The 22,097-nt window shown below is 70.0% G+C and carries 17 protein-coding genes; 9 read left to right on the top strand and 8 right to left on the bottom strand.

What is annotated here, in order from left to right; genetic code table 11:
* Nucleotides 1–8: 8 nt before the first annotated feature.
* The 4 genes from rpsD to truA all read left to right on the top strand — a co-directional run bounded on the left by rpsD (nucleotide 9) and on the right by truA (nucleotide 3,338).
* Nucleotides 9–635, top strand: coding sequence for a 30S ribosomal protein S4 (rpsD, locus tag ACFQVD_RS25540; protein ID WP_030912875.1), 627 nt, complete (start codon nucleotides 9–11; stop codon nucleotides 633–635).
* A gap of 99 nt (nucleotides 636–734) precedes the next feature.
* On the top strand, nucleotides 735–1,751 hold the full coding sequence (locus ACFQVD_RS25535; protein ID WP_030912872.1) for a DNA-directed RNA polymerase subunit alpha: 1,017 nt from the start codon (nucleotides 735–737) through the stop codon (nucleotides 1,749–1,751).
* 89 nt (nucleotides 1,752–1,840) lie between these two features.
* The gene (gene rplQ, locus ACFQVD_RS25530; RefSeq protein WP_343968302.1) at nucleotides 1,841–2,371 is read left to right on the top strand and encodes a 50S ribosomal protein L17; all 531 of its coding nucleotides are present in this window, start codon (nucleotides 1,841–1,843) and stop codon (nucleotides 2,369–2,371) included.
* Between the two features lie 88 nt (nucleotides 2,372–2,459).
* Complete coding sequence (gene truA, locus ACFQVD_RS25525) at nucleotides 2,460–3,338, top strand: tRNA pseudouridine(38-40) synthase TruA (RefSeq protein ID WP_343968300.1); 879 nt, start codon at nucleotides 2,460–2,462, stop codon at nucleotides 3,336–3,338.
* Here the strand turns inward: truA and ACFQVD_RS25520 are convergent.
* The 3 genes from ACFQVD_RS25520 to ACFQVD_RS25510 form a co-directional block, all read right to left on the bottom strand.
* Nucleotides 3,328–5,034 carry a hypothetical protein gene (locus ACFQVD_RS25520; protein ID WP_343968298.1) on the bottom strand — a complete coding sequence of 569 codons (1,707 nt, stop codon included), beginning with the start codon at nucleotides 5,032–5,034 and terminating at the stop codon, nucleotides 3,328–3,330. The two genes, truA and ACFQVD_RS25520, sit on opposite strands and share 11 nt — an antisense overlap.
* A gap of 95 nt (nucleotides 5,035–5,129) precedes the next feature.
* Nucleotides 5,130–6,056: a hypothetical protein gene (locus ACFQVD_RS25515; RefSeq protein ID WP_343968296.1), complete on the bottom strand. Its 927-nt coding sequence runs from the start codon at nucleotides 6,054–6,056 to the stop codon at nucleotides 5,130–5,132.
* 35 nt (nucleotides 6,057–6,091) lie between these two features.
* Complete coding sequence (locus ACFQVD_RS25510; RefSeq protein ID WP_343968294.1) at nucleotides 6,092–6,796, bottom strand: CAP domain-containing protein; 705 nt, start codon at nucleotides 6,794–6,796, stop codon at nucleotides 6,092–6,094.
* 483 nt (nucleotides 6,797–7,279) lie between these two features.
* Between ACFQVD_RS25510 and rplM the strand changes: the two genes are divergently transcribed.
* The 5 genes from rplM (at nucleotide 7,280) to ACFQVD_RS25485 (ending at nucleotide 17,556) form a co-directional block, all read left to right on the top strand.
* Complete coding sequence (gene rplM, locus ACFQVD_RS25505; RefSeq protein WP_343968292.1) at nucleotides 7,280–7,723, top strand: 50S ribosomal protein L13; 444 nt, start codon at nucleotides 7,280–7,282, stop codon at nucleotides 7,721–7,723.
* Between the two features lie 69 nt (nucleotides 7,724–7,792).
* On the top strand, nucleotides 7,793–8,314 hold the full coding sequence (gene rpsI / locus ACFQVD_RS25500) for a 30S ribosomal protein S9 (RefSeq protein ID WP_030912863.1): 522 nt from the start codon (nucleotides 7,793–7,795) through the stop codon (nucleotides 8,312–8,314).
* Between the two features lies 1 nt (nucleotide 8,315).
* Nucleotides 8,316–9,671 carry a phosphoglucosamine mutase gene (gene glmM, locus ACFQVD_RS25495; protein ID WP_343968289.1) on the top strand — a complete coding sequence of 452 codons (1,356 nt, stop codon included), beginning with the start codon at nucleotides 8,316–8,318 and terminating at the stop codon, nucleotides 9,669–9,671.
* Between the two features lie 417 nt (nucleotides 9,672–10,088).
* Complete coding sequence (locus tag ACFQVD_RS25490; protein ID WP_343968287.1) at nucleotides 10,089–16,820, top strand: DUF7927 domain-containing protein; 6,732 nt, start codon at nucleotides 10,089–10,091, stop codon at nucleotides 16,818–16,820.
* 82 nt (nucleotides 16,821–16,902) lie between these two features.
* Nucleotides 16,903–17,556 carry a hypothetical protein gene (locus ACFQVD_RS25485; RefSeq protein WP_343968285.1) on the top strand — a complete coding sequence of 218 codons (654 nt, stop codon included), beginning with the start codon at nucleotides 16,903–16,905 and terminating at the stop codon, nucleotides 17,554–17,556.
* 64 nt (nucleotides 17,557–17,620) lie between these two features.
* Here the strand turns inward: ACFQVD_RS25485 and ACFQVD_RS25480 are convergent, their stop codons facing one another.
* The 5 genes from ACFQVD_RS25480 to ACFQVD_RS25460 all read right to left on the bottom strand — a co-directional run bounded on the left by ACFQVD_RS25480 (nucleotide 17,621) and on the right by ACFQVD_RS25460 (nucleotide 22,052).
* The gene (locus ACFQVD_RS25480) at nucleotides 17,621–18,337 is read right to left on the bottom strand and encodes an ABC transporter permease (protein WP_343968282.1); all 717 of its coding nucleotides are present in this window, start codon (nucleotides 18,335–18,337) and stop codon (nucleotides 17,621–17,623) included.
* Between the two features lie 2 nt (nucleotides 18,338–18,339).
* Nucleotides 18,340–19,254: an ABC transporter ATP-binding protein gene (locus tag ACFQVD_RS25475; protein ID WP_343968279.1), complete on the bottom strand. Its 915-nt coding sequence runs from the start codon at nucleotides 19,252–19,254 to the stop codon at nucleotides 18,340–18,342.
* Nucleotides 19,251–20,129 (bottom strand): ABC transporter permease, encoded by an 879-nt coding sequence (locus tag ACFQVD_RS25470; RefSeq protein ID WP_343968277.1) that lies wholly within the window; start codon nucleotides 20,127–20,129, stop codon nucleotides 19,251–19,253. Before ACFQVD_RS25470 ends, ACFQVD_RS25475 begins: the two co-directional genes overlap by 4 nt.
* Nucleotides 20,122–21,027, bottom strand: a complete 906-nt coding sequence (locus ACFQVD_RS25465; RefSeq protein ID WP_343968275.1) for an ABC transporter ATP-binding protein — start codon at nucleotides 21,025–21,027, stop codon at nucleotides 20,122–20,124. Before ACFQVD_RS25465 ends, ACFQVD_RS25470 begins: the two co-directional genes overlap by 8 nt.
* A gap of 74 nt (nucleotides 21,028–21,101) precedes the next feature.
* Complete coding sequence (locus tag ACFQVD_RS25460; protein WP_343968273.1) at nucleotides 21,102–22,052, bottom strand: DUF389 domain-containing protein; 951 nt, start codon at nucleotides 22,050–22,052, stop codon at nucleotides 21,102–21,104.
* Between the last annotated feature and the right edge of the window lie 45 nt (nucleotides 22,053–22,097).

Here is a 22,097-nt window from a genome sequence, read left to right as displayed (position 1 = left end):
GATAGAAAATGGCTCGTTACACGGGTGCGGACTGCAAGCTCTGCCGCAGGGAGAAGACCAAGCTCTTCCTCAAGGGCAAGAAGTGCGAGTCCGCGAAGTGCCCCATCGAGATCCGTCCTTACCCGCCGGGTGAGCACGGCCGCGGCCGTCCCAAGGAGTCCGAGTACCAGCTCCAGCTCCGCGAGAAGCAGAAGACCCGCCGCATCTACGGCGTCCTCGAGAAGCAGTTCCACAACTACTACGAGGAAGCCAACCGCAAGACCGGCAAGACCGGCGAGAACCTCCTCCAGATCCTGGAGAGCCGTCTCGACAACGTGGTCTACCGCGCCGGTTTCGCCGAGTCGCGCGACGCCGCCCGCCAGCAGGTCCGTCACGGCCACATCCTGGTGAACGGCAAGAAGGTCGACATCCCGTCGTACCGCGTGCGCGAGCACGACATCGTCGAGGTCCGCGAGAAGTCGCGCAACCTCCTGCCCTACGAGGTGGCCCGCGCCACCGCCGGTGACAAGACGTACCCGGCGTGGCTCGGTGTCGTCCCGGACGCGCTGCGCGTCCTGGTCCACCAGCTCCCGGTCCGTCAGCAGATCGACACCCAGGTCCAGGAGCAGTTGATCGTCGAGCTCTACTCCAAGTAGCGGCTCCTCAGGTGCCGTGCGGCGATTCGCCGCACGGCACCTATGCTGTTGTTCGAGCGGCGTCAAATAGCGGGCGCCGCCATGCAAGGGAGATTCCACATGCTGATCGCTCAGCGTCCCTCCCTCCTCGAGGAGTCAATCGAGGAGACCCGGTCCAAGTTCATCATCGAGCCGCTGGAGCCGGGCTTCGGTTACACCATCGGCAACTCGCTGCGGCGCACGCTGCTGTCGTCCATCCCGGGCGCGGCGGTCACCAGCATCCGCATCGAAGGCGTGCTGCACGAGTTCACCACCGTGCCGGGCGTCAAGGAGGATGTCACCGACATCATCCTGAACCTCAAGGACCTGGTCGTCTCCTCCGAGCACGACGAGCCGGTGGTGATGTACCTGCGCAAGCAGGGCCCCGGTGACGTCACGGCCGCCGACATCGCGCCCCCGGCCGGTGTCGAGGTGCACAACCCCGAGCTGCGCATCGCCACCCTGAACGGCAAGGCGAAGCTGGAGATGGAGCTGACCGTCGAGCGCGGTCGCGGTTACGTCTCCGCCGCGCAGAACAAGCAGCCGGGCCAGGAGATCGGTCGCATCCCGATCGACTCCATCTACTCCCCGGTGCTCAAGGTCACCTACAAGGTCGAGGCGACCCGTGTCGAGCAGCGCACCGACTTCGACCGTCTGATCCTGGACGTCGAGACCAAGCCGTGCATGAAGCCCCGCGACGCGGTGGCCTCCGCGGGCAAGACCCTCGTCGAGCTGTTCGGCCTCGCCCGCGAGCTGAACGTCGAGGCCGAGGGCATCGACATCGGCCCGTCGCCGACGGACGCGGCCCTGGCCGCCGACCTGGCGCTGCCGATCGAGGAGCTGAACCTCACGGTCCGCTCCTACAACTGCCTCAAGCGCGAGGGCATCCACACCGTGGGTGAGCTCGTGGCGCGCAGCGAGCAGGACCTCCTCGACATAAGGAATTTCGGTGCGAAGTCCATCGAAGAGGTCAAGCAGAAGCTGCACGAGATGACGCTCGCGCTCAAGGACTCCCCGCCCGGGTTCGACCCGAGCGCGGTGGCCGGCGGCGGCTACGACGACGACGACAGCGCCTACGTCGAGACCGAGCAGTACTGATTTTTCGATAACGGGGATCGTGAGCGACTCCCCGGCCCGACCCCGGTACCTTGTACGGCCGGGGCGGGTTTACTCCCAAGGAGAACGTTATGCCTAGGCCCACCAAGGGTGCCCGTCTCGGCGGCAGCCCGGCCCACGAGCGGCTGATCCTGGCGAACCTCGCCACCCAGCTGTTCCAGCACGGCCGGATCAAGACCACCGAGGCCAAGGCGAAGCGTCTGCGGCCGCTGGCGGAGAAGCTGATCACCAAGGCGAAGAAGGGCGACATGCACAACCGTCGCCAGGTGCTGACGGTCGTCAGGGACAAGGGTGTCGTCCACCACCTCTTCACCGAGATCGCCTCGACCTTCGCCGAGCGTCCCGGTGGCTACACCCGGATCACCAAGGTCGGCCTCCGTAAGGGCGACGCCGCCCCCATGGCCGTGATCGAGCTGGTGTCCGAGCCGCTGAACACGGTCCGCGTCGGCCAGACCCAGGCCGCCAAGGCCGCCCCGGCCCCCAAGGCCGAGGAGCCGAAGGCCGAGGAGGCCGAGAGCGCCGAGGAGCCGAAGGCCGAGGAGACCGCCGAGGCGACCGAGGCTCCCGCCGAGGAGACCGAGGCCAAGAAGGACAACGCCTGATCTTTCAGGCCCAGTGAACGGGCCCGGCACTCCCGCACCGGGATGCCGGGCTCTTTCCGTTCTCCGAGAGTCTTTCGAGAGGAACATCGTGGTGCGGCTGAGGCTGGATCTCGCCTATGACGGTACCGATTTCTCCGGCTGGGCCAAGCAGCCGGGACGGCGCACGGTCCAGGGGGAGATCGAGGAGGCGCTCGGCAGGATCCTCCGGCTCCCCGAGCCTCCGGCGCTGACCGTGGCGGGGCGGACCGACGCGGGTGTGCACGCCCGTGGCCAGGTGGCCCATGTCGACCTGGACGCCGACGCGCTCGGCGCGCTGGACAGCCGCAACCGCCGCGTGGTGCCCGCGCGGGAGCCCGGATCGGTGGAGGAGCTCGACGAGAGGCTCGCTGCCACGCGCAGGAGGCTGGCCGGAGTTCTCCCCCCGGATGTACGGGTACATCGCGTCACGGTGGCTCCTGAAGGCTTTGACGCGAGGTTCTCGGCGCTGTCAAGGCGGTACGCCTACCGGATCTCCGACGCCCCCGGCGGGGTCGACCCGCTCCGCCGCCGCGAGATCGTCTGGTACAACCGGCCCCTGGACGTGGACAGGCTCAACGCGGCCGCCGCGGGTCTCCTCGGTGAGCACGACTTCGCCGCGTTCTGCAAGAGGCGTGAGGGCGCGACCACGATCCGGCGGCTGCAGCGGCTCGACTGGGTCCGCGAGGACGGGCTCATCGTGGCGACGGTCGTGGCCGACGCCTTCTGCCACTCCATGGTCCGGGCGCTCGTCGGGTCGCTGTTGCCCGTCGGTGAGGGCAGGCTCGCGGTCGGGTGGCCGGAAGGGGTGCTGTCGCGGGCCGTACGGGACTCGGGGGTGCACGTCGCGCCCGCGCACGGGCTCTGCCTTGAGGAGGTGCGCTACCCCGGCGTCGAGGAGCTCGCCAGGCGGGCCGCGGAGACCCGCCGGGTGCGGACGCTCAGTTCGTGACGCGGCGTTCCACGACCTTCGCGGTCTGGTCGCGGAAGGCACCGCTGATCTTGCCCAGAGCCTTCTCCTTGGCCGTCGGTGTGTGGCCGTCGCTGTAGGTGGCGTAGCTGAACACGATGTAGCGGCCCCACACCATCCCGGCCGCGTAGCCGCCCGCGATGTGCACCCGCTCACCTCCGGTGCCGGCGGCCGAGGGCAGGCCGCGGAACCAGAGGTTGCGCTCCAGGTCCTTGGCCCGGTCGGCGGCGACCGCGGACTCGCGGGTGGGAAGCACGGCGATCCCGGTGGTCACGGCGTACCTGCGCTTGCTGTCCACATACGTGGCCCGCAGCACCCGGCGGCATTCCTGGCTGCGCAGGGTGCCGGCGAACTTGCCGGTCGCGGCCTTCTGGCACTGCTCGGTGAGGTTGGTCTTGACCCGGGTGAACGTCGTCCCCGCCACGGACACCTTCTTGACGAAGGCGTCGGCCACGCTCATCTTGCCCGGGTCGGTCTTCTCGGAGTTGAGCATCGTGGTGTTGATCGGCTCGGGCTCACTGGTGATGTCCAGTTTGTCGGTGGGGTCGATCTTTCCCGGACCGAGGATCGGATCCGCCGCGTTCGCCGCCTGCTTGGCGTTGAACGACTGGTAGGCGAAGAAGGCCCCGATGCCGATGCCGACCACCACGACCGCGACCACGGCCGCGAGCAGTGTCGTGCCGGCCCTGCCGCGGGTAGGCGGCGGGGGGGCGGGCGGCGGCTCGGGGGTGAACGCGGAGAGCGGGGTGAACGGCCCGCGCGTCGCCGCCGGGTCGCTCGGGGATGCCGGCGGCTCGCTCGCGGATGAGGACGTCACCGGCGGGGGAGGGAAGGCGGGGAGCGGGAACGACGGGGTGACCGCCGGGACGCCGCTGGGCGGGGTCACCTGCTCCGCGGGGGTGAAGAGCGGCGCGGGCGGGCCGGAGGCGGCCGGCTGGGGAGGTGTCCGGACGGGAGCGGTCTGCTCGGTGTCCGGCAGGGGCGCCTGCGAGATCGGCTCCGGCTCGATCGCCACGGGGTGCGCGACGGGGTGCGTGACGGGTGCGGGCATGGGGGGCCGAGCCGCCGGTACGGGCCGGTCGTTGTCCCCCAGGACGTCCTGGGGGTCGTTCCGGGGACCGGTCTGGGAGGGGATGGGAGCCTGGGGCGGCGGGTCCTGGTGGGGTGAGGCGGCGCGGACGTCGACCGTCTTCTCGCTCTCGCCACCCTCCTGGAAGACCGCGTCCGGCGGCCAGACGGCGACGTCGCCGGGCTCTCCCGGGCGGGCGACGGTCTCCTCCTGGTCGGTCCACACCGGCTCGCCGGTCGCGGCGGGCCAGGGAGCCTCCTGCCCGGACGAGGGCCAGACCTGCATGCCCGCGGCGGCGGCGGTGAAGGCCGGAGGCGGGTGCCAGGGCGGTGCTCCCGGCACGATGGGCGCGGTGGACAGTGGTGGGCCGTCCTCCGGCTGGGCGTACCAGTCGTAGGGAGCTCCGTCGTCACCGGGGACCGTCCACGGCTGAGCCGCACCCGGATCCGCCTCCGGCCACGGAGAAGGACTGCCGGGCTGCTCATCACCTGAGAGATCGGTCCGCGGCACGTGCGGCGAGGGCTGGCCGAAACTCGGCGGCGGCGTCGCCGGTGTCGCCGAACCCTCGGCTTCATGTCGGTGCTCGGACCCGGATTCCTGGCCACGCATACGCGGCAGCCTAGCGACAGAAGAGAGATCGTCATGCGGGTATGGCCGTATCGTCTGCCGGATTCATGCCTGAAAGCGGCAGTATGGCCCCATGATCAGGGCCGTTTGCCGGTCAACGAACGCGACTCCAGCGCGGGGGTGACGGTCGCGTCCGCCGCTCCGAAGGCCGCCTGGTTCAGTTGCTTGACCTCGTTCTTCTTCGGCAGGTGCCCGTCTTTGTACTGGAACCAGACCATTACCGCGTAGTGCCCATGGCGCCACTCGCCGACGAAAGCCTCGCCGGTTCCGAGAAGTTTGGTGACCTTATCCTTACCTGGAAGCGGTTTGATGTACTCTTCCCGCTCCTTGCCCGAACTGGCCGAGACGACCTTGGCGGCCCCCGCGGACGTCTTGAGGTTGGCGACTCCCACGGTTCCGATGATCTTTCCGGAGGCGTCGCGGAAGCTGGCACGCAGGAGCTGGGTGCACTTGGCGGCGGTGAGGGCCTTCTGGAGCCCGGCTCCCACCACGGCCTCGCCGCACTTCTTGTCCGTCCTGCGGGTGGTCATCAGGTAGCTCTTCCCGCCGATCCGTACCTTCCTGTGCTTGAACACCTCGTTCAGAGTGAGGGCGTACGGGTCGGTGGCGCGGGAGGAGGCGAGGCCGAACTTGCCGTTCGCGATGTTGGCGGGTGGCACGAGGGGGGCCTTGGCCGAGGGGGACGCCGCCCCGGGCACCGGGGCGGGGTCGGAGTTGGCCAGCATGGCCAGGCCGACGCCCCCGGCGATCAGCGCGACGAGCGCGCCGAGCGCGATGAAGATCGGGCGACGCGAGCGGGGGCCGTCGTCGTACGGACTCCACATCTCCTGCCGTGGTCGCTCCTGCGGAGGGGAGGCCTGGGCGGGCGGCGCCTGCGGCGCCCGTGGGGGCTCGGCGGCACGGTTGTGCGGCGAGGCGTCGAACCAGTGCTGGTCCTGTGCGGGCGGCGATGCGTCAGGCCGGTTGTAAGGCTGGCGGCGCGGCGGCTCCACGGGAAAACCCATGCGCCGAGCGTAGCCCGGTATCAGGGCCGGTTGGCTCAGGAGTATCCGAAGTCCTGGGTCCACCACGGCCCGTCGGGCCCCTGGACGGCTCCGACGCCGGTGGCGGTGAGCTCGCAGTTGAGGATGTTGCGCCGGTGGCCGCTGGTCTCCATCCAGTTCCGCACCGCCTCGTCGGGAGAGGTGTAGCCGCGCCCGATGTTCTCCGCGCCGCCGTCACGGTAGCCGGTGGCGTCCATTCGCTCCCACGGCGACGTGCCGTCGGGCGAGGTGTGGGAGAGGCTGCCGGCGGACGCCATCCCGGCCGAGTGCCTCCTGGCGGACAGGACCAGCCTCCGGTCGATACGGAGCGGCCCGCACCCGGCCCGCCTGCGCTCGATGTTGATGAGCCTGACGACCTCGCGTTCCATCGCGCCGAGGGCGGAGGTGGTGGCGTCGTCACCGTTGCCGTTGAGCAGGTAGCGAGAGGGGCCGTCGTCGCCGGATTCGCCCAGCTTCGTGTCGGTGCCGTGGGTGGGGCGCAGACGCCGGTCCGCCGGGACGGTCGGGAGGGCGGAGGGACGGGCGACCCGGGTGAGTGGAGCCCGCTCCACCTGCCCCGCCAGGGCGCCGTTGCTGGGTGTGGGTCTGATCGACCCGGGGTTGTTCAGGTAGATCTGCTCGGCGGCCTCCTCGTCACGGCTGCCCCGGCCGATGATGAAGCCGACCAGCAGGACCGTCATCAGGCACACGAACACCCCCATACGACGCAGGCGCGCTCGCTGGGTATGCCCGGGGTGAGGAAGCTGCCACATACCGCTATCAAAGATAGAGATGTTTGCGGTGAGGAAAAAGAGAAAGGTGAGAACGTGTTGGAACCGTCACGGATCCACGCTCCTCGCGCGGCCCCGGTGCCGGGCTTCCCCGTACCCCGGCCCTACCTGCCCGGCCGCTGCCGATCGCGCGTCGGCGCGTGGCGGTTCCCGGGCACTGCCGGGTCCCAGGTAGAATGCCAGGGGCACCGCCGGAGAGTCATGTCTTTTTGACTCGTGCTCATCCGCGCCGGTACTCTGCTAGTTCGTTGTGTGCGAATTGGTCTCCTCTGCAGACCGATACGCGGCGCGTCCGGCGTCATCTCCTCTGTTCTGGAGACGGAAGGTCCGGGCTGTCGTGTGCCCGCACCTACCGACCCATGTTGCTGTCATCTCCGACAGCGCCGAAGACGCGACCAAAGAAGGCATACGACCGTGCGCACGTACACACCCAAGCCTGCCGAAGTCGAGCGTCAGTGGCACATCATCGACGCCACCGACATCGTGCTTGGCCGGCTGGCCAGCCACGTCGCGATCCTGCTTCGCGGTAAGCACAAGCCGACCTTCGCCAACCACGTCGACACCGGTGACTTCGTCATCGTCATCAACGCCGACAAGATCGCGCTGACCGGCAACAAGCTTGAGCAGAAGAAGGCTTACCGCCACTCGGGCTACCCGGGCGGTCTGCGTTCCATGACCTACGGCGAGCTCATGGACAAGCGTCCTGACCGCGCCGTCGAGAAGGCCGTGAAGGGCATGCTGCCCAAGAACGCTCTCGGCCGGAAGATGATCAAGAAGCTCAAGGTCTACTCCGGTTCCGAGCACCCGCACCAGGCGCAGCAGCCGGTGCCCTTCGAGCTCACCCAGATCGCCCAGTAGTCGCTAGCTGCTTGTCGCCAGCAGCGTTGGCCGACGGCCGACGCCGAGTAGGAAAGTTAGAGGAGAACCGTGGCTGAGCCCACCGGTGTCGAGACGCCCATCGAGGGCGATCAGGAAGCGTACTCCGCGGAGGAGTTCCCCTCCGAGTACACCTCCGAGTCCACTGTCAGCGGCGACGTCGCCGTCCGTAAGCCCATCACCACCGGCAACTCGTACGGCACTGGGCGCCGCAAGGAGTCCGTCGCCCGCGTGCGCATCGTGCCGGGCACCGGCAAGTGGACGATCAACGGTCGTACGCTTGAGAACTATTTCCCGAACAAGGTCCACCAGCAGATCGTCAACGAGCCCTTCGTGGTTCTTGGCGCCGAGGACCAGTTCGACGTCATCGCCCGCATCAACGGTGGCGGCGTCACCGGCCAGGCCGGTGCCCTGCGCATGGGTCTCTCCCGCGCGCTGACCGCCCTGGACGTCGAGGTCAACCGCCCGCCGCTGAAGAAGGCAGGCTTCCTGACCCGTGACGCCCGCGCCACCGAGCGCAAGAAGTACGGTCTCAAGAAGGCCCGCAAGGCTCCGCAGTACAGCAAGCGTTAAGTTGGGGCGCCTTTTCGGCACCGACGGGGTACGTGGGGTCGCGGGACGCGACCTCACGGCCGAGCTCGCCATGGACCTGTCCGTGGCCGCGGCTCATGTCCTCGGCGATGCCGGGGCGTTCAGCGCCAGCGTGGGGCGGCGAGGCCGCCCCGTCGCCGTCGTGGGCCGGGACCCCCGGGCTTCAGGAGAATTCCTGGAGGCCGCGGTGGTCGCCGGCCTTGCGTCGTCTGGCGTGGACGTTCTCCGGCTCGGCGTGCTGCCCACCCCGGCGGTCGCTTACCTGACCACGGCTCTCAGAGCCGACATGGGCGTGATGATCTCCGCCTCCCACAACCCCGCCCCGGACAACGGGATCAAGTTCCTCGCCCGTGGCGGCTACAAGCTGCCGGACGCGGTGGAGATCGAGATCGAGCAGCGGCTCGGCGAGAAGTGGGAGCGCCCTGTCGGTGCCTCGGTCGGCCGCGTGCGCGAGGCGTACGGCGAGGCCGACCGTTACGTGTCCCACGTGCTGTCCACGGTGGACTGCCGTCTCGACGGCCTCAACGTGGTCCTCGACTGCGCCCACGGCGCCGCCCACATGGTGGCTCCCGAGGCGCTGCTGCGGGCCGGGGCCACGGTGGAGACGATCGGGGCGCGCCCCGACGGCCTCAACATCAACGCCGGGGTCGGCTCCACCCACCTGGAGAAGCTCCAGCAGATCGTCGTCTCCCGCGACGCGGACGTGGGCATCGCCTACGACGGCGACGCGGACCGTTGCCTGGCCGTCTCGCACACCGGCGAGATCGTCGACGGTGACCAGATCATGGCGGTGCTGGCCATGGCCATGCATGCCGAGGGGAAGCTGGTCGGCGACACCGTGGTGGCCACGGTCATGTCCAACCTGGGTTTCAAGCTCGCGCTCAAGAGCGCGGGGATCGACGTGGTGGAGACCGCCGTGGGCGACCGCTACGTCCTGGAGGCGATGAGGGCGGGCGGTTACAACCTGGGTGGCGAGCAGTCCGGCCATGTCCTCATGCTCGACCACGCCACCACCGGGGACGGCCTGCTGACCTCACTGCACCTGCTGGCGGTCATGGCGCGGGCGAAGAAGCCGCTGGCGGAGCTGGCCTCGGTGATGACCCGCCTGCCGCAGGTCCTGGTCAACGTGAAAGACGTCGACCGGGCCAAGGCCTCGGCTCCGGAGCTGGAGACCGCGGTCGCCGCCGCGGAGTCGGAGCTGGGGGAGACCGGCCGGGTGCTGATCCGGCCGAGCGGCACCGAGCCGATGATCCGCGTCATGGTCGAGGCCGCCTCGGCGGAGCAGGCCGAGCAACTGGCGGGCCGGCTGGCCGAGGTCGTCCGTACGGCCTGCGTCTGAATCACCTGAATCACCTGAATCACCAGAGCACGGCCCGCACTCCGAGTGCGGGCCGTGCTCTGACGTTTCCCGGCCCTCAGCGCTGCGACGATGAGCGATCGCGCATGTGACGTCCTTTCCACCCCTCTTGTCCGGCGCCACGCCACACTTCGCATTGATTGACACTCTAAATAGTTGATCAGACACTTTCAGTGTTTGTGGAGGGATTCCCCTTCCCGGCACGGTTCATCGTGTCGAACGGCTCCGAGCCCGGCGGTCGGCTGATCGCCTCAATGGCCACGATGCCCGTACGGCGGAAGACCGCCGGCATCACGATCGATCGAAGGGGTGTCGCGCCGTGTCCTTGTTTCTCGCTGTTCCCGGCGCCGCCCCCATGACCGGCCCCGCGATCCGCTTCGCGGATCTCCGGTGGTCACGATGAACGGCATCCCGTGCCCGGCGAGGGGAGCGGGCCGATCCACGGTCATGGCGAAGGGCGTGCTGCCGCGATGCGGGCGGACCCTCTCCGGACTTCTCGTGCTGAGCATGGCCGCCGGTGCGCTGAGCGCCCCGGCCACCACGGCCGCGTCGGCGGCCGGCACCGTCGTGTTCAACCAGCCCTTCCACAACAACACGGCCAACGGCACCGGTGCCGTGGTGCTGCCCTCGCTGCCGAGCGGGTCGAGCGGGTCGAACTACGCCTGCCTGACCGCCTCCGGCAACAGCGGCACCGGCGTCCTGCAGAGCTGCAGCGGGAACACCGACAGTCAGGGCTCGGGCAAACTGCGCCTGACGAACGCGACGACCACCAAGACGGGTGGTCTCTTCGGCGCGGTCAGCGTGCCCGCCTCGCAGGGGCTCGACGTGACGTTCAACACCTACCAGTACGGCGGGGGCGGGGCCGACGGCATCACCTTCGTGCTGGCGGCGGTCGACCCGGCGAACCCGAAGTCGCCGGCCAACATCGGTCAGTCGGGCGGCGCTCTCGGCTACTCCGGGACCGGCTCCATCGTCGGCCTGGCGTACGGGTATCTCGGCATCGGCCTCGACGTGTACGGAAATTTCAGCAGCAGCACCTACCAGGGAAGCGGCTGCGCGAACCTGCCGGGCACGGGGGTTCGGGTGCCCGGCCAGGTCGTCATCCGCGGACCGGGCAACGGCACCGTCGGATACTGCGCGCTCAACACCACGGCCGCCTCGACGAGTGCCACCCCGCTGGCGCTGCGGGCGACCAGCCGTACCGCCGTTCCTGTGCAGATCGGTATCAACCCCACCGCGGTGTCGTTGACCACCGCCGCCGGACTGGTGGTCCCGCCCAGCAGTTACGTGGTGGTGGTCACCCTGGTGGGCGGTACGAACAAGACCCTGACCGGCAGTCTTCCGACGGTGCCCACCGGCCTGTATCCGGCGGGCTGGCTGAACGCCAACGGGACTCCCCGGCAACTGGCCTTCGGCTGGGTGGCCTCCACCGGAAGCGTGACCGACTTCCACGAGGTCGACGCGGCCACGGTGACCACGGTCAGCTCGGTCCCCCAGCTGACCGTCGCGCAGACCGGCTACAGCGCCACGACGCCGGCGCCGGGCACCCCCGTGACCTACAGTGTCGTCTCCGGCGTCAGCGCGGACGGCATCGCGGAATCCTCGCCGATCTCGATGACCCAGACCATGCCGGCCGGGGTGGTGCCCACCGGTGCCTACGGAACGGGATGGGTCTGCGCGGCGCCGGTCGGGCAGTCCGTCACCTGCACCAACGGCAACGTCCCGTTCGCGGCCGGAGCGACGTTACCGCCGATCACGGTGACGGGCGTCGTCACCGGGACCGGTGTCACCCAGGCCCTGATCCAGACCGCGACCGTGGTCACCGCCTCGTCGATCGACGCCAACCCCGCCTACTCGACGACGACGACCCAGGGAACGCCGCCGTCGGCGCCCAGCGGCGTCAGCCTGAGTTCGACGACGGGCTCGATCTCCGGCGGCTCCTCGAACATCGTGAGCGGGACGAACATCTCCAACGCGACGGCCATCATGATCGGTACCGCCGCCGAGCAGGCGGCCGGCACCGCCGTCGTCCTGCTGCCCTGCGCCTCGGGGGCCACCACCGGGTGTTTCACCGCCAATGCCAACGGCACGTTGACCATTCCCGCCATGCCGGCCCGAGCCGCCAGCGCGTCGGTGTCGGTCACCGTGGTCACCCTGGGACTCGCCGCGTCCGCCACCTACGTCTACGCCGCCTCCCCGGCCGCGCCCGCCGCCCCCACCGCCACGGCGGGGGTGAGCAGCGCCACGGTGACCTGGACGGCGCCGAACAACAACGGCGGCGCCATCACCGGTTACCTGGTGACCCCGTACAAGAACGGGGTGGCCCAGACCCCGGTGGCCTATGACGCCTCGACCACCACCCGGACGCTGAGCGGGCTGACCACCGCTGTGCCGTACACCTTCACGGTGACCGCCACGAACGCCTTCGGCACCGGGACGGCCAGTCCGGCGTCCGGCGCGGTCACCCCGTACGCCGTTCCCGGCAGGCCGGCCATCACCTCGGCCACCGCCGGAACCTCCTCGGTGAGCCTCACCTGGACGGCGCCGGCGACGAACGGCAGTGACATCACCGGCTACCTCGTCACGCCCTACATCGGTGGCGTCGCGCAGCCCTCCCAGACGTTCAACGGCAATGCGACCACCCAGGCCGTCACCGGTCTGACACCGGGGACCTCGTACCGGTTCACCGTAGCGGCGGTGAACGCGGCGGGCTCCGGCACGCCGTCCGACTCGTCGGCCACCGTCGTCCCCAACTCCGCTCCCGCGTTCACCTTCGCCGCGCCGCCTGCCGGCGAGGTGAACGTCTCCTACAGTGTCCCGCTGACCGTGAGCGGGGGTACCGCGCCGTACACCTGGTCGGTCAGCGCGGGCGGCCTGCCGCCCGGTCTCACCCTGAACGCCTTCACCGGCGTGCTGTCGGGCACCCCGACGGCGGGAGGCGCCTACTCCTTCTCCGTCAAAACGCTCGACGCCCTGAACCAGGGCGACACCAGGACGGTGAGCCTGACGATCGCGGCGCTGCCGGCGTTCACCTTCCCAGCGCCACCGGCAGGGCAGGTCGGAGTCTCCTACAGCGTCCCGCTCACCGTCAGCGGAGGGGTCACGCCCTACACTTGGTCGGTCAGCGCGGGCAGCCTGCCCCCTGGGCTCACCCTGAACGCCTCCACCGGCGTGCTGTCGGGCACCCCGACCACGACGGGCAGCTCCCCCGTCACCTTCCGGGTGGTCGACGCTGCCGGCCTGGCCGCCACCCAGTCCGCGACGCTGGTCATGGTGGCCGGGCCGCTGGTCATGGTCAAGACGGCCAATGCCTCCTCGGTGGTGCCCGGTGACACGCTCACCTACACGATCACCGTGAACAACACCGGGTCGAGCGCCTTCAACGGGGCGACACTGACCGACCCGCTGGCGGGTGTTCTCGACGACGCGACCTACAACGGTGACGCGTCCGCGAACATCGGCTCGGTCTCGGTGACCGGTCAGAGCCTGACCTGGACCGGCAACGTGCCGGCCGGGGCGACGGTGACCATCGGCTACTCGGTCACCGTGAGCAACCCGGGCACCGGTAACAAGGTGCTGGCCAACGCGGTGACCTCGTCGACCGTCGGCAGCACCTGCCCGAGTGGTGGTGGCGACCCCCGGTGCTCCGCCACCGTCACCGTGTCCGGCCTGTCCATCGCCAAGGTCGCCAGCGTCGCGACGACGACCCCCGGCGGGACGATCGGCTACACCGTCACGGTGACGAACAACGGTCAGACCCCGTACACCGGCGCGACGTTCGTCGACTCGATGGCCGGCCTGCTCGACGACGCCGTCTACAACGCGGACGCGACCGCCTCCGGTGGCAGCGTGTCGTACACCGGCCCCAACCTGACCTGGACCGGGAACCTCGCTCCCGGCGCGAGCGCGAACATCACCTACTCGGCCACGGTGCGAAACCCCGACGGCGGGGACCGGACCGTATCCAACACGATCACCTCCGGTACCCCCGGCAGCACCTGCCCGGCCGGCAACCGCGCCGCGCCGTGCACCGCCACCGTCACGGTCCTGGTTCCGGGCCTCACGATCAGCAGCGGCGCGGACGTGGCCACCACCACGCCGGGCTCGGTCGTGAACTACACGTTGACGGCCGCCAACACCGGGCAGACCCCGTACGCCGGGACCGGTTTCACCGCCTCCCTGGCGGGTGTGCTGGACGACGCGACGGTCAACGGCAGCCTCTCAGCGACGTCGGGCACCGTCGTCGACAATCTGGACGGCACCTTCACCTGGACGGGCAATCTGGCCATCGGCGCGAGCGTCACCATCACGGGCTCGGTCACCGTGAACGATCCCGACACCGGCGACAGGCTTCTGCGGACCGCCGTCACCTCCGCCGCGCCGGGTAACAACTGCCCGGCCGGCAACCAGGCCCCCGGGTGCTTCAGCACCGTCACGGTCCTGATCCCCGGCCTGACGATCGTCAAGTCGGCCGGCACGTCGATTACGACTCCCGGCTCGGTCGTGAACTACACGGTCGCGGTCACCAACACCGGGCAGACCGCCTACACCGGCGCGACGTTCGCCGACGCGCTGGGCGGGGTGCTCGACGACGCGACCTACAACGCGGACGCCGCCGCGACCAGCGGCTCGGTCGGCTTCGCCGGCTCCGCGCTGACCTGGACCGGCAACCTGGCGGTCGGCGCGAGCGCCACGATCACCTACTCGGTCACCGTCGACGACCCCGACACCGGGAACAGGACGCTGACCGGCACCCTCACCTCGGCCACCGCCGGTAGCAACTGCCCCGCGGGCGGCGGTGACCCCCGGTGCGCCGGCAGCGTGACGGTTCTCGTCCCGCGGCTGACGATCAACACCGGGGCGGGCGTGGCCACGACGACCCCGGGAGGCGTCGTGAACTACACCACCACGCTGGCCAACACCGGGCAGACCCCGTACACGGGCATCAGCGCCGTGTTCGACGTCTCGGCCGCGTTCGACGACGTGACCTACGGCGGCGACCTCACGGCCAGTTCCGGCAGCGTCGGCATCTCCCCTGGAGGGTCGATCACATGGTCCGGGGACATCGCGATCGGTGCGACGGTCACCATCACCGGCTCGGTCACGGTGAACGATCCCGACACCGGCGACAGGATCCTGAGAGGCGCCGTCACGTCCGCCGCTCCCGGCAGCACCTGCCCGGTCGTCGGCGCGTCGGCGCCCGGGTGCTTCACCCTGGTCACCGTCCTGGTCCCGGCGTTGACGATCACGAACACCGCCGACACCCGGACGACCACGCCGGGCGGCACGGTCACCTATACGACGACGGTGACCAACACCGGGCAGAGCCCCTACAGCGGTGCCCAGGTCACCGGCCAACTGGCCCAGGTGTTCAACGACGCCGTCTACAACGGCGACGCGACCGCGACGACCGGCACCGTGGCCTTCGCCGGGTCCGACCTGACCTGGACCGGTGACCTGGCGATCGGGGCGAGCGCGACCGTCACCTACTCGGTCACCGTGCGAAACCCCGACCGCGGCGACAAGGTGATGACCAACACCGCGGTGTCGTCCGCCCCGGGCAGCACCTGCCCGGCGGGGAGCGCCGGCACGGGGTGCGTCTCGGTGGTGACGGTCCTGGTGCCGAGGCTGACCATCGCGGCGAGCGCGGACACCGGTACGACGACGCCAGGGGCCACCGTCGGCTACACGGTCACCGTCACCAACTCCGGGGAGACCCCGTACACCGGGGCCGCCGTCACCGACCTGCTGACCGGGGTGCTGGACGACGCGACCTACAACGCGGACGCCGGTGCCACGACGGGTACGGTCACCCTCGCCGGGTCCGACCTGGGCTGGACCGGTGACCTGGCGGTCGGCACGAGTGCCACGATCACCTACTCGGTCACCGTGAACGATCCCGGCACCGGAGACGCTCTGCTCTCCAGCACCGCCGTCTCGCCCACCACGGGGAGCAACTGCCCGACAGGGGGCACCGATTCGCGCTGCACCGTCGTGGTGGCGGTGGCGCGGCTGGTCATCTCGCAGGGTTACGTCGGGAGCAGTGCCACACCGGGTTCGACGATCCGGCTCAACGCCACCTTCACCAACACCGGGAAGGTCCCCTACACGGGGATCAGCGTCTCCAGTCCGACCACCGGCACCGTCGACGACGCCGTCCCCAACGGTGACCAGACCGCGAGCTCCGGGACGCTGGTCCTCGGCGCCACGGCCATCACCTGGACCGGCAACATTCCCGTCGGGGGCACCGTCACGGTCACCGGCACCGTCATCTCCGCCGCCGCCGGAACGACATGTCCCGCGGTGGGAGGCGATCCTCGCTGCACCACGACCGTCGCGGTCCTGACTCCCGGTCTCACCATCACCAAGACCGCTGACAACAGCGGTGCCGTGGCGGTGAAGGCCACCGTCCAGTACACGATCACGGTCACGAACACCGGTGAGACCCCGTACGCCGCTGCCGTGGTCACCGACTCGCTGGCCGGGGTGCTCGACGACGCCGTCTACAACAACGACGCGAGCGCCTCCAGCGGCACCGTCAGCTATGCCGGCGGGGTCCTCGGCTGGACCGGGGCGCTGCCGATGGAGGCGAGCGCGGTCATCACCTTCACCGTCGTCACCGATGAGGAGGTCACGGGTGACGGAACCCTCGACAACCGGGTCACCTCGGCGACGACGGGTGGCAACTGCCCGGTCGGGGGCACCGACCCGCGGTGCTCGGTCGTGATCACCCTGATCCCCACCAGCATCACCCTCACCGACCTGACCGGCAGTTTCGTCTTGGCAGGCACTCCGGATTCGACGGTCAGGAGCAACGGAGCCGTGACCATGACCGTCATCACGAACAGCTTCGACGGCTACAGCGTCACCGTGCAGGCGGATTCGGCCGAGCTCACCTCGGACCGGCCCGGCAACGACGCCACCATCCCGATCGGGAACCTGCGCGTGCGCGAGAGCGGCACGTCGGCCTTCCAGGACGTCTCGGCCACCACCCCGGTGCTCGTCCACCGGCAGGACGGCCCGTCCGCTCCCGGCGGGGACGCCATCGGCAATGACTTCGAGGGTTACATCCCCTTTGTTCCGGTCGGCGGCTATTCGGCGACGCTCACCTATGTCGCGACGGCCAGTTGACGCGCAGACGCCCCGCCGGGAACCCGGCGGGGCGCACCAGGCATCCCTCACCCGACACCCGAACAATGTGAAGGAGCAAGCCATGGCAGTGATCACACGGTGTGCCGCCGCTCTCTGCGGGCTCGGCGCGGTCCTGGTCGTCACCCTTGCCACGCCCTCGGCGGCGTTCACCCGCAAACCGCATCCCGACGGCAAGGAGGGCAAGGCGGCCGTCATGGCCGCCCCCAGGCTGAGCATCGGCACCGACAACGGCCAGACCACCGCCGAGGAGGGGGACCGGTTCACCTACACCGTCACCGTCGACAACATCGGCGCGGACAGGGCGCGTGGACTCAGGATCACCCAGAGCCTGCCGACCGGCCTGCACTTCGTCTCGGCCGACGGCCAGGGCAGGGCCGAGGCGGGCCAGGTGCTCTGGACCGCCGATGTGCCGGCGGGTGAGAAGGTCGTCTTCCACACCGTCGCCGAGGTGCGAGACACCCCCCAGGACCTGCTCCGCCTGGCCACCGTCGCCTGTGCGAGCGTCAGGACGGACGACAGGCCCCTGGTCTGCGCCACCCACTCCGACCGGTTGCCGGCCGGTGCGGCCGCCGAGGCGGCCGCCCACGAGGCGGCCGGCCCCGTGACGAGCCGCCTGTGGTACGCGGGCGCGGGCGCCGGCCTGCTGGCCCTGGCCGTGCTCCTGGCCTTCCGCCGAACCGGACTCCGCCGTCAACCGGGGCGGTCGTCCTCGTAACGATCGCGCCCGGCCTCATGGACCCGCGTACCTGTGCACCCCCGGCCGTGGGGGTGCACAGGGCCTACTCGTCGCCGGTGAGGGAGAAGCCGCGGAGGCGCTGGCCCGACCAGACCACCGCGCCGACGGTGATGATCAGCAGGGCCGGTACGGCGAAGCCGAGGGTGATCTCGGTGGAGAAGAACGGCGAGGAGGACACCTGGTCGGCGATGGACTGGGCCCACTGCTGGATGGAGAACCTCCGGGCGCCGGGGACGAAGTTGCCCACCACGCCCTCCCAGACGAGCGCGTAGACGATGCCGATGGTGACCGCGTGCCGGGTCAGCACGCCCAGCAGCATGAACACCGCCGCGTACGCGATCCCGCCCACCAGGGCGCCGAGGGCGAAGCCGTAGGCGATCCCGGATTCGAGGTTGACCAGCAGGTAGGCCGCGACAAAGGTCGGTACGGCGGCGAACAGCGCGAGCATCGAGGCGGCGACCGCGAACTTGGTCTGCGCGATCACCGGGCGGGAGATCGGCTTGGCCAGCAGGTGGATGATCGTGCCGTCGTCGATCTCGGGGGCGATCACCCCGGTCCCGGCGATCAGACCGAGCAGCGGCAGCATGGTGCCGATGGCGAAGGTCCGCATGAGCGTGACCGCGGTCCGCTCGTCGGCGGCGCCGATGAGGTTCAGCAGGGCCGCCATGGCGACCAGCACCAGGGGCAGCATGATCAGCAGCCAGATCCGGCGGCGGCCGAGGAGGGCCCGGTAGGAGATTCCGGCGATGACACCGTTCATGATCAGCTGCTCCTGTTGATCAGGTAGGAGAAGACGCTCTCCAGGTCCTCGTCGGCGGGGGAGACCTGCCAGACGCGTACGTCCGCGTCCCTGGCGACCCTGGGCAGCAGACGGGTGAAGCGCCGGAAGTCGACCGCCTGCACCTCCAGGCCTGCCGCGGTCAGCGAGACCGCGCCCGAGGAGGCGTCGGCGATCAGCGCGGACGCCAGGCGGCGGTCGTCGCTGGAGCGGACCCTGAACAGGTGCGGGCGGTCGGTCATCCGGCGGCGGATCTCACGGAAGTCCCCGGAGGCGGCGTGCCGGCCCGCGACCAGCACCTCGATGTGCTGGGCGACGCGTTCCACCTCCTCCAGGATGTGCGAGCTGAACAGGATGGTCTTGCCCGCCGCGCCCATGGCGCCGACCAGGTCCATCAGGTGCAGGCGCTGGCGGGGGTCCATGCCGTTGAACGGCTCGTCGAGCAGCAGGACCTGGGGGTCGTGCACCAGGGCGGCGGCCACCTTGACACGCTGGCGCATGCCCTTGGAGTACGTCTCGATCCTGCGGTCCTTGGCGCTCTCCATCTCCACCAGGGCGAGCGCCTTGCCGGCGGCGTCCTCGGGGTCGGGCAGGCGGTGCAGCCTCGCGCTGGACAGCACGAACTGCCAGCCGGTGAGGAAGCCGTAGACGGCCTCGCGCTCGGGGACCAGGCCGATGGAGCGGTAGATCTGGTGGTTGCGCCAGATCCGGTCGCCGTCCAGAGTGACGGTGCCGCCCGAGGGCGCCAGGAACCCGGCCATCATGTGCAGCAGCGTGGACTTGCCCGCGCCGTTCGGGCCGAGCAGCCCGGTGACGCCGGGGCCGACGGTCATGGTGATGTCGTTGACGGCGACCACGTTGCCGTACCAGCGGGAGACCTGTGCCAGTTCGATCCTCATCGGGAGGCCGCCTTCCGGTAGCGCGCGATCAGGGCCGTCACGGACAGGCCGATCAGCACGATCATGATCACTCCGGCGACCAGGCTGCCCGCGCCCGAGGGGTAGATGACGTTCGAGGCGGGGGTCGCCCCGAAGATTCCGACGTGCACGGCGGCGTCCACCAGGAAGAACGGGTTGATCAGCCAGGCCCACGCGGCGGCGGCGTCGTTGCCCATCGACTCCAGCACCCCGAACAGCACGGTGGAGACGGCGGAGGCGAGCAGGTAGAGGGCGATGACCGAGGCCACGCCCAGACCGCGTCTGGGGGTGAACGAGGCGATGGCGATGCCGAGGCAGGCCAGCAGCAGCGCGTAGCCGGCCGCGCCGGCCATGCCGGTGAGGTATTCGACGGTGTGCGTGTCGCCCGGCAGGTCGATGACCACCTCGCCGATGAACAGCACGGTGAGCGGCACCGCCAGCAGCAGGAACATAGCCGCGGTCATCGCCGCCAGCTTCGCCCCGACGTAGTCCCAGAGCGTCACCGGGCGCGACAGGTAGAGCGGTAGCACCCGGAAGCGCAGGTCGGGGGCGACGGCGTACGGCGACTGTGCGGCCAGGAAGATCGCGAGGACGGCCTGCATGATCACCGCGTACTCGGTGTAGCGCATCCCCTCCTGCTTGATCAGCGCCATGACCGCGATGGACACGACGGCGGGCAGGAGCATGACGCCCACCAGCATGAAGGGAATGATCTTGGAGCGGGCGGTGCGGCCGAGCCCGAAGATCCCGCGCAGGCTGTGCACGGCCAGCGCGGCGGTGGCGTGGCCCCGGCCGAGCCGCGCCCCGTCGTAGTGGCGGTATCCGATGTCGTGGATGACACCCGTGGGTTCAGACATTGGCCGGCTCCCTGAAGACGTCCTCGATGCGCTGGCGCCCCTGCTCCAGGCGGACGAGGCAGAGGTCGAGTTCGCAGACGGCGTCGCGGAGGACGTCGAAGGTCTCCGGTGCGCGGACGTGGACGAGCAGCATCCTGCCGTGCGGGGTCACGGTCTCGCCCAACTCGGTCAGCCGGGCCGCGAGCGCGTCCTGGCCCTCCTCCACCTCGACGGTCACGCTCTGGGTCTGCTGGGTGAACTCCCCGATGGCCGAGGAGCGCAGCAGCTTGCCGCCGTCGATCACGATGACGTGGTCGCAGACCCGCTCAAGCTCGCCCAGCAGGTGGGAGGTGACCAGCACGCTGATGCCGAACTCCGAGCCGATCCTGCGGATCAGCGCGAGCATCTCGTCACGGCCCTGCGGGTCGAGGCCGTTGGTGGGCTCGTCCAGCAGGACCAGGCGCGGGTCGTGCACCAGGGCCTGGGCCAGCTTGACCCGCTGCTTCATGCCGGTGGAGTAGCCGCCCATCGCGCGGTAGCGCTCCTCGTAGAGCCCGACGTGGCGCAGCACGTCGGCGGCGCGCTCGCGGGCCGCGGTGCGCGGCAGGCCGGACATCTGAGCCATGTGCACGGTGAACTCGGTGGCGGACAGATCGGGCGGCAGGCAGTCGTGCTCGGGCATGTAGCCCACGATCCGGCGGATCTCCGCGCCCCTGGTCGCGGCGTCCATGCCCAGTACCTGGGCGCGGCCGGCGCTGGGTTCGAGCAGGCCGAGCAGGATCTTGATCAGCGTGGACTTGCCCGCGCCGTTGGCGCCGACCAGACCGGTCACGCCGGGGCCGACGGTGACGGTGAGCTGGTCGAGCGCCGTCACCCGGGGGAAACGTCTGGTCAGTCCCTCGGTCGCGAGGATAGTCATACCGGGACACTATCCGCCGCCGCGGGCGGGCACCTCAGTCATACGAAGGAGACCCTCTCGTCCAAAAGGGCGGTTCACCGCCTGCCGGGGGGTGCCGGAAGCCGCATGCCGAACCGGGACCAGTAGGCCCTCTGTACGAGGAGCGTCAGCACCCCGGAGATGATCATTCCGGCGACGTTCACCCCGAGCTGGACGGCCGACGCGCCCATGTCACCCCAGCGCGACAGCGCGGCGGCGACCGCGAAGTAGCCCGCGGCCGGGACCGTGGTGACCGAGATGAAGACGCCGACCAGCGCCGAGGACTTGCCGGCGGTCACCGAGAGCACCCCGGCGGCCCCGGCGAGCAGCGCCACGATGAACGACCACCTGTCGGGCTTGACGATGAACTCGATCTCCTCGTGCCCGGTCCGCAGCGAGCCGCTGTCGATCCAGCCCAGCCACCGCCAGGCCAGCGCGCAGGCGAAGGTGATCACGAGGGCGGCGGCGAAGCCCACGGCCAGGGTACGGAGCGCGCGGCCGATCAGCAGCCGGTCGGCACGGATCAGGCCGAAGCAGATGGCCGCGATCGCACCGAACTCCGGCCCCAGCACCATCGCGCCGACGATGAGGATCGGCGAGTTGACGATCACCCCGATCGCCGCGATCTGCGTGGCGATCATCAGGAACGCGAGGAAGGCCCAGGTGAGCCGGGAGTCGTCGCCGACCCGCTGGGCGAACTCCGCCCAGACCACCGCGTCGTCCCCGTCGCCGGGCGCCTCCTCCTGGGCGCGCTCGGACACCTCCGAGATCGACAGGTCGACCTCCTCGGCCGCGATCGACCCCTCGGAGTGCAGGCCGAGCCGCTGCAGGTGCTCGATCACCTCGTTGGCGGCCTCGCGGGCGACGTCGAACTGGACGAGGTCCCCGGCGGGGGAGCGCGCGGCACCGGGAAGCACCACGATGTTGACCACGCCGACGCAGGTTTCGAGCACCTCCAACACCCCGTCCGACAGTTCCGGCGGGCTGATCACGCGCAGATGCAACACGGGCCAACCCTAGGACCTGTGGGCGGTTCGCTGAACCCCGGAGAA

Origin of the sequence: Streptosporangium amethystogenes subsp. fukuiense, assembly GCF_042665875.1 — a bacterium.
Taxonomy (GTDB): Bacteria; Actinomycetota; Actinomycetes; order Streptosporangiales; family Streptosporangiaceae; genus Streptosporangium; species Streptosporangium fukuiense.
This window is presented reverse-complemented; position numbering and strand designations above follow the sequence as displayed.

Coding starts and splice junctions, on each gene's coding strand:
- ACFQVD_RS25510 (WP_343968294.1), bottom strand. CDS start 6,796: ATGGGGGTGTTCGTGTGCCTGATGACGGTCCTGCTGGTCGGCTTCATC.
- ACFQVD_RS25515 (WP_343968296.1), bottom strand. CDS start 6,056: ATGGGTTTTCCCGTGGAGCCGCCGCGCCGCCAGCCTTACAACCGGCCT.
- ACFQVD_RS25470 (WP_343968277.1), bottom strand. CDS start 20,129: ATGTCTGAACCCACGGGTGTCATCCACGACATCGGATACCGCCACTAC.
- ACFQVD_RS25475 (WP_343968279.1), bottom strand. CDS start 19,254: ATGAGGATCGAACTGGCACAGGTCTCCCGCTGGTACGGCAACGTGGTC.
- ACFQVD_RS25535 (WP_030912872.1), top strand. CDS start 735: ATGCTGATCGCTCAGCGTCCCTCCCTCCTCGAGGAGTCAATCGAGGAG.
- rpsD (WP_030912875.1), top strand. CDS start 9: ATGGCTCGTTACACGGGTGCGGACTGCAAGCTCTGCCGCAGGGAGAAG.
- ACFQVD_RS25480 (WP_343968282.1), bottom strand. CDS start 18,337: ATGAACGGTGTCATCGCCGGAATCTCCTACCGGGCCCTCCTCGGCCGC.
- ACFQVD_RS25465 (WP_343968275.1), bottom strand. CDS start 21,027: ATGACTATCCTCGCGACCGAGGGACTGACCAGACGTTTCCCCCGGGTG.
- ACFQVD_RS25520 (WP_343968298.1), bottom strand. CDS start 5,034: ATGCGTGGCCAGGAATCCGGGTCCGAGCACCGACATGAAGCCGAGGGT.
- ACFQVD_RS25490 (WP_343968287.1), top strand. CDS start 10,089: ATGAACGGCATCCCGTGCCCGGCGAGGGGAGCGGGCCGATCCACGGTC.
- ACFQVD_RS25485 (WP_343968285.1), top strand. CDS start 16,903: ATGGCAGTGATCACACGGTGTGCCGCCGCTCTCTGCGGGCTCGGCGCG.
- rplQ (WP_343968302.1), top strand. CDS start 1,841: ATGCCTAGGCCCACCAAGGGTGCCCGTCTCGGCGGCAGCCCGGCCCAC.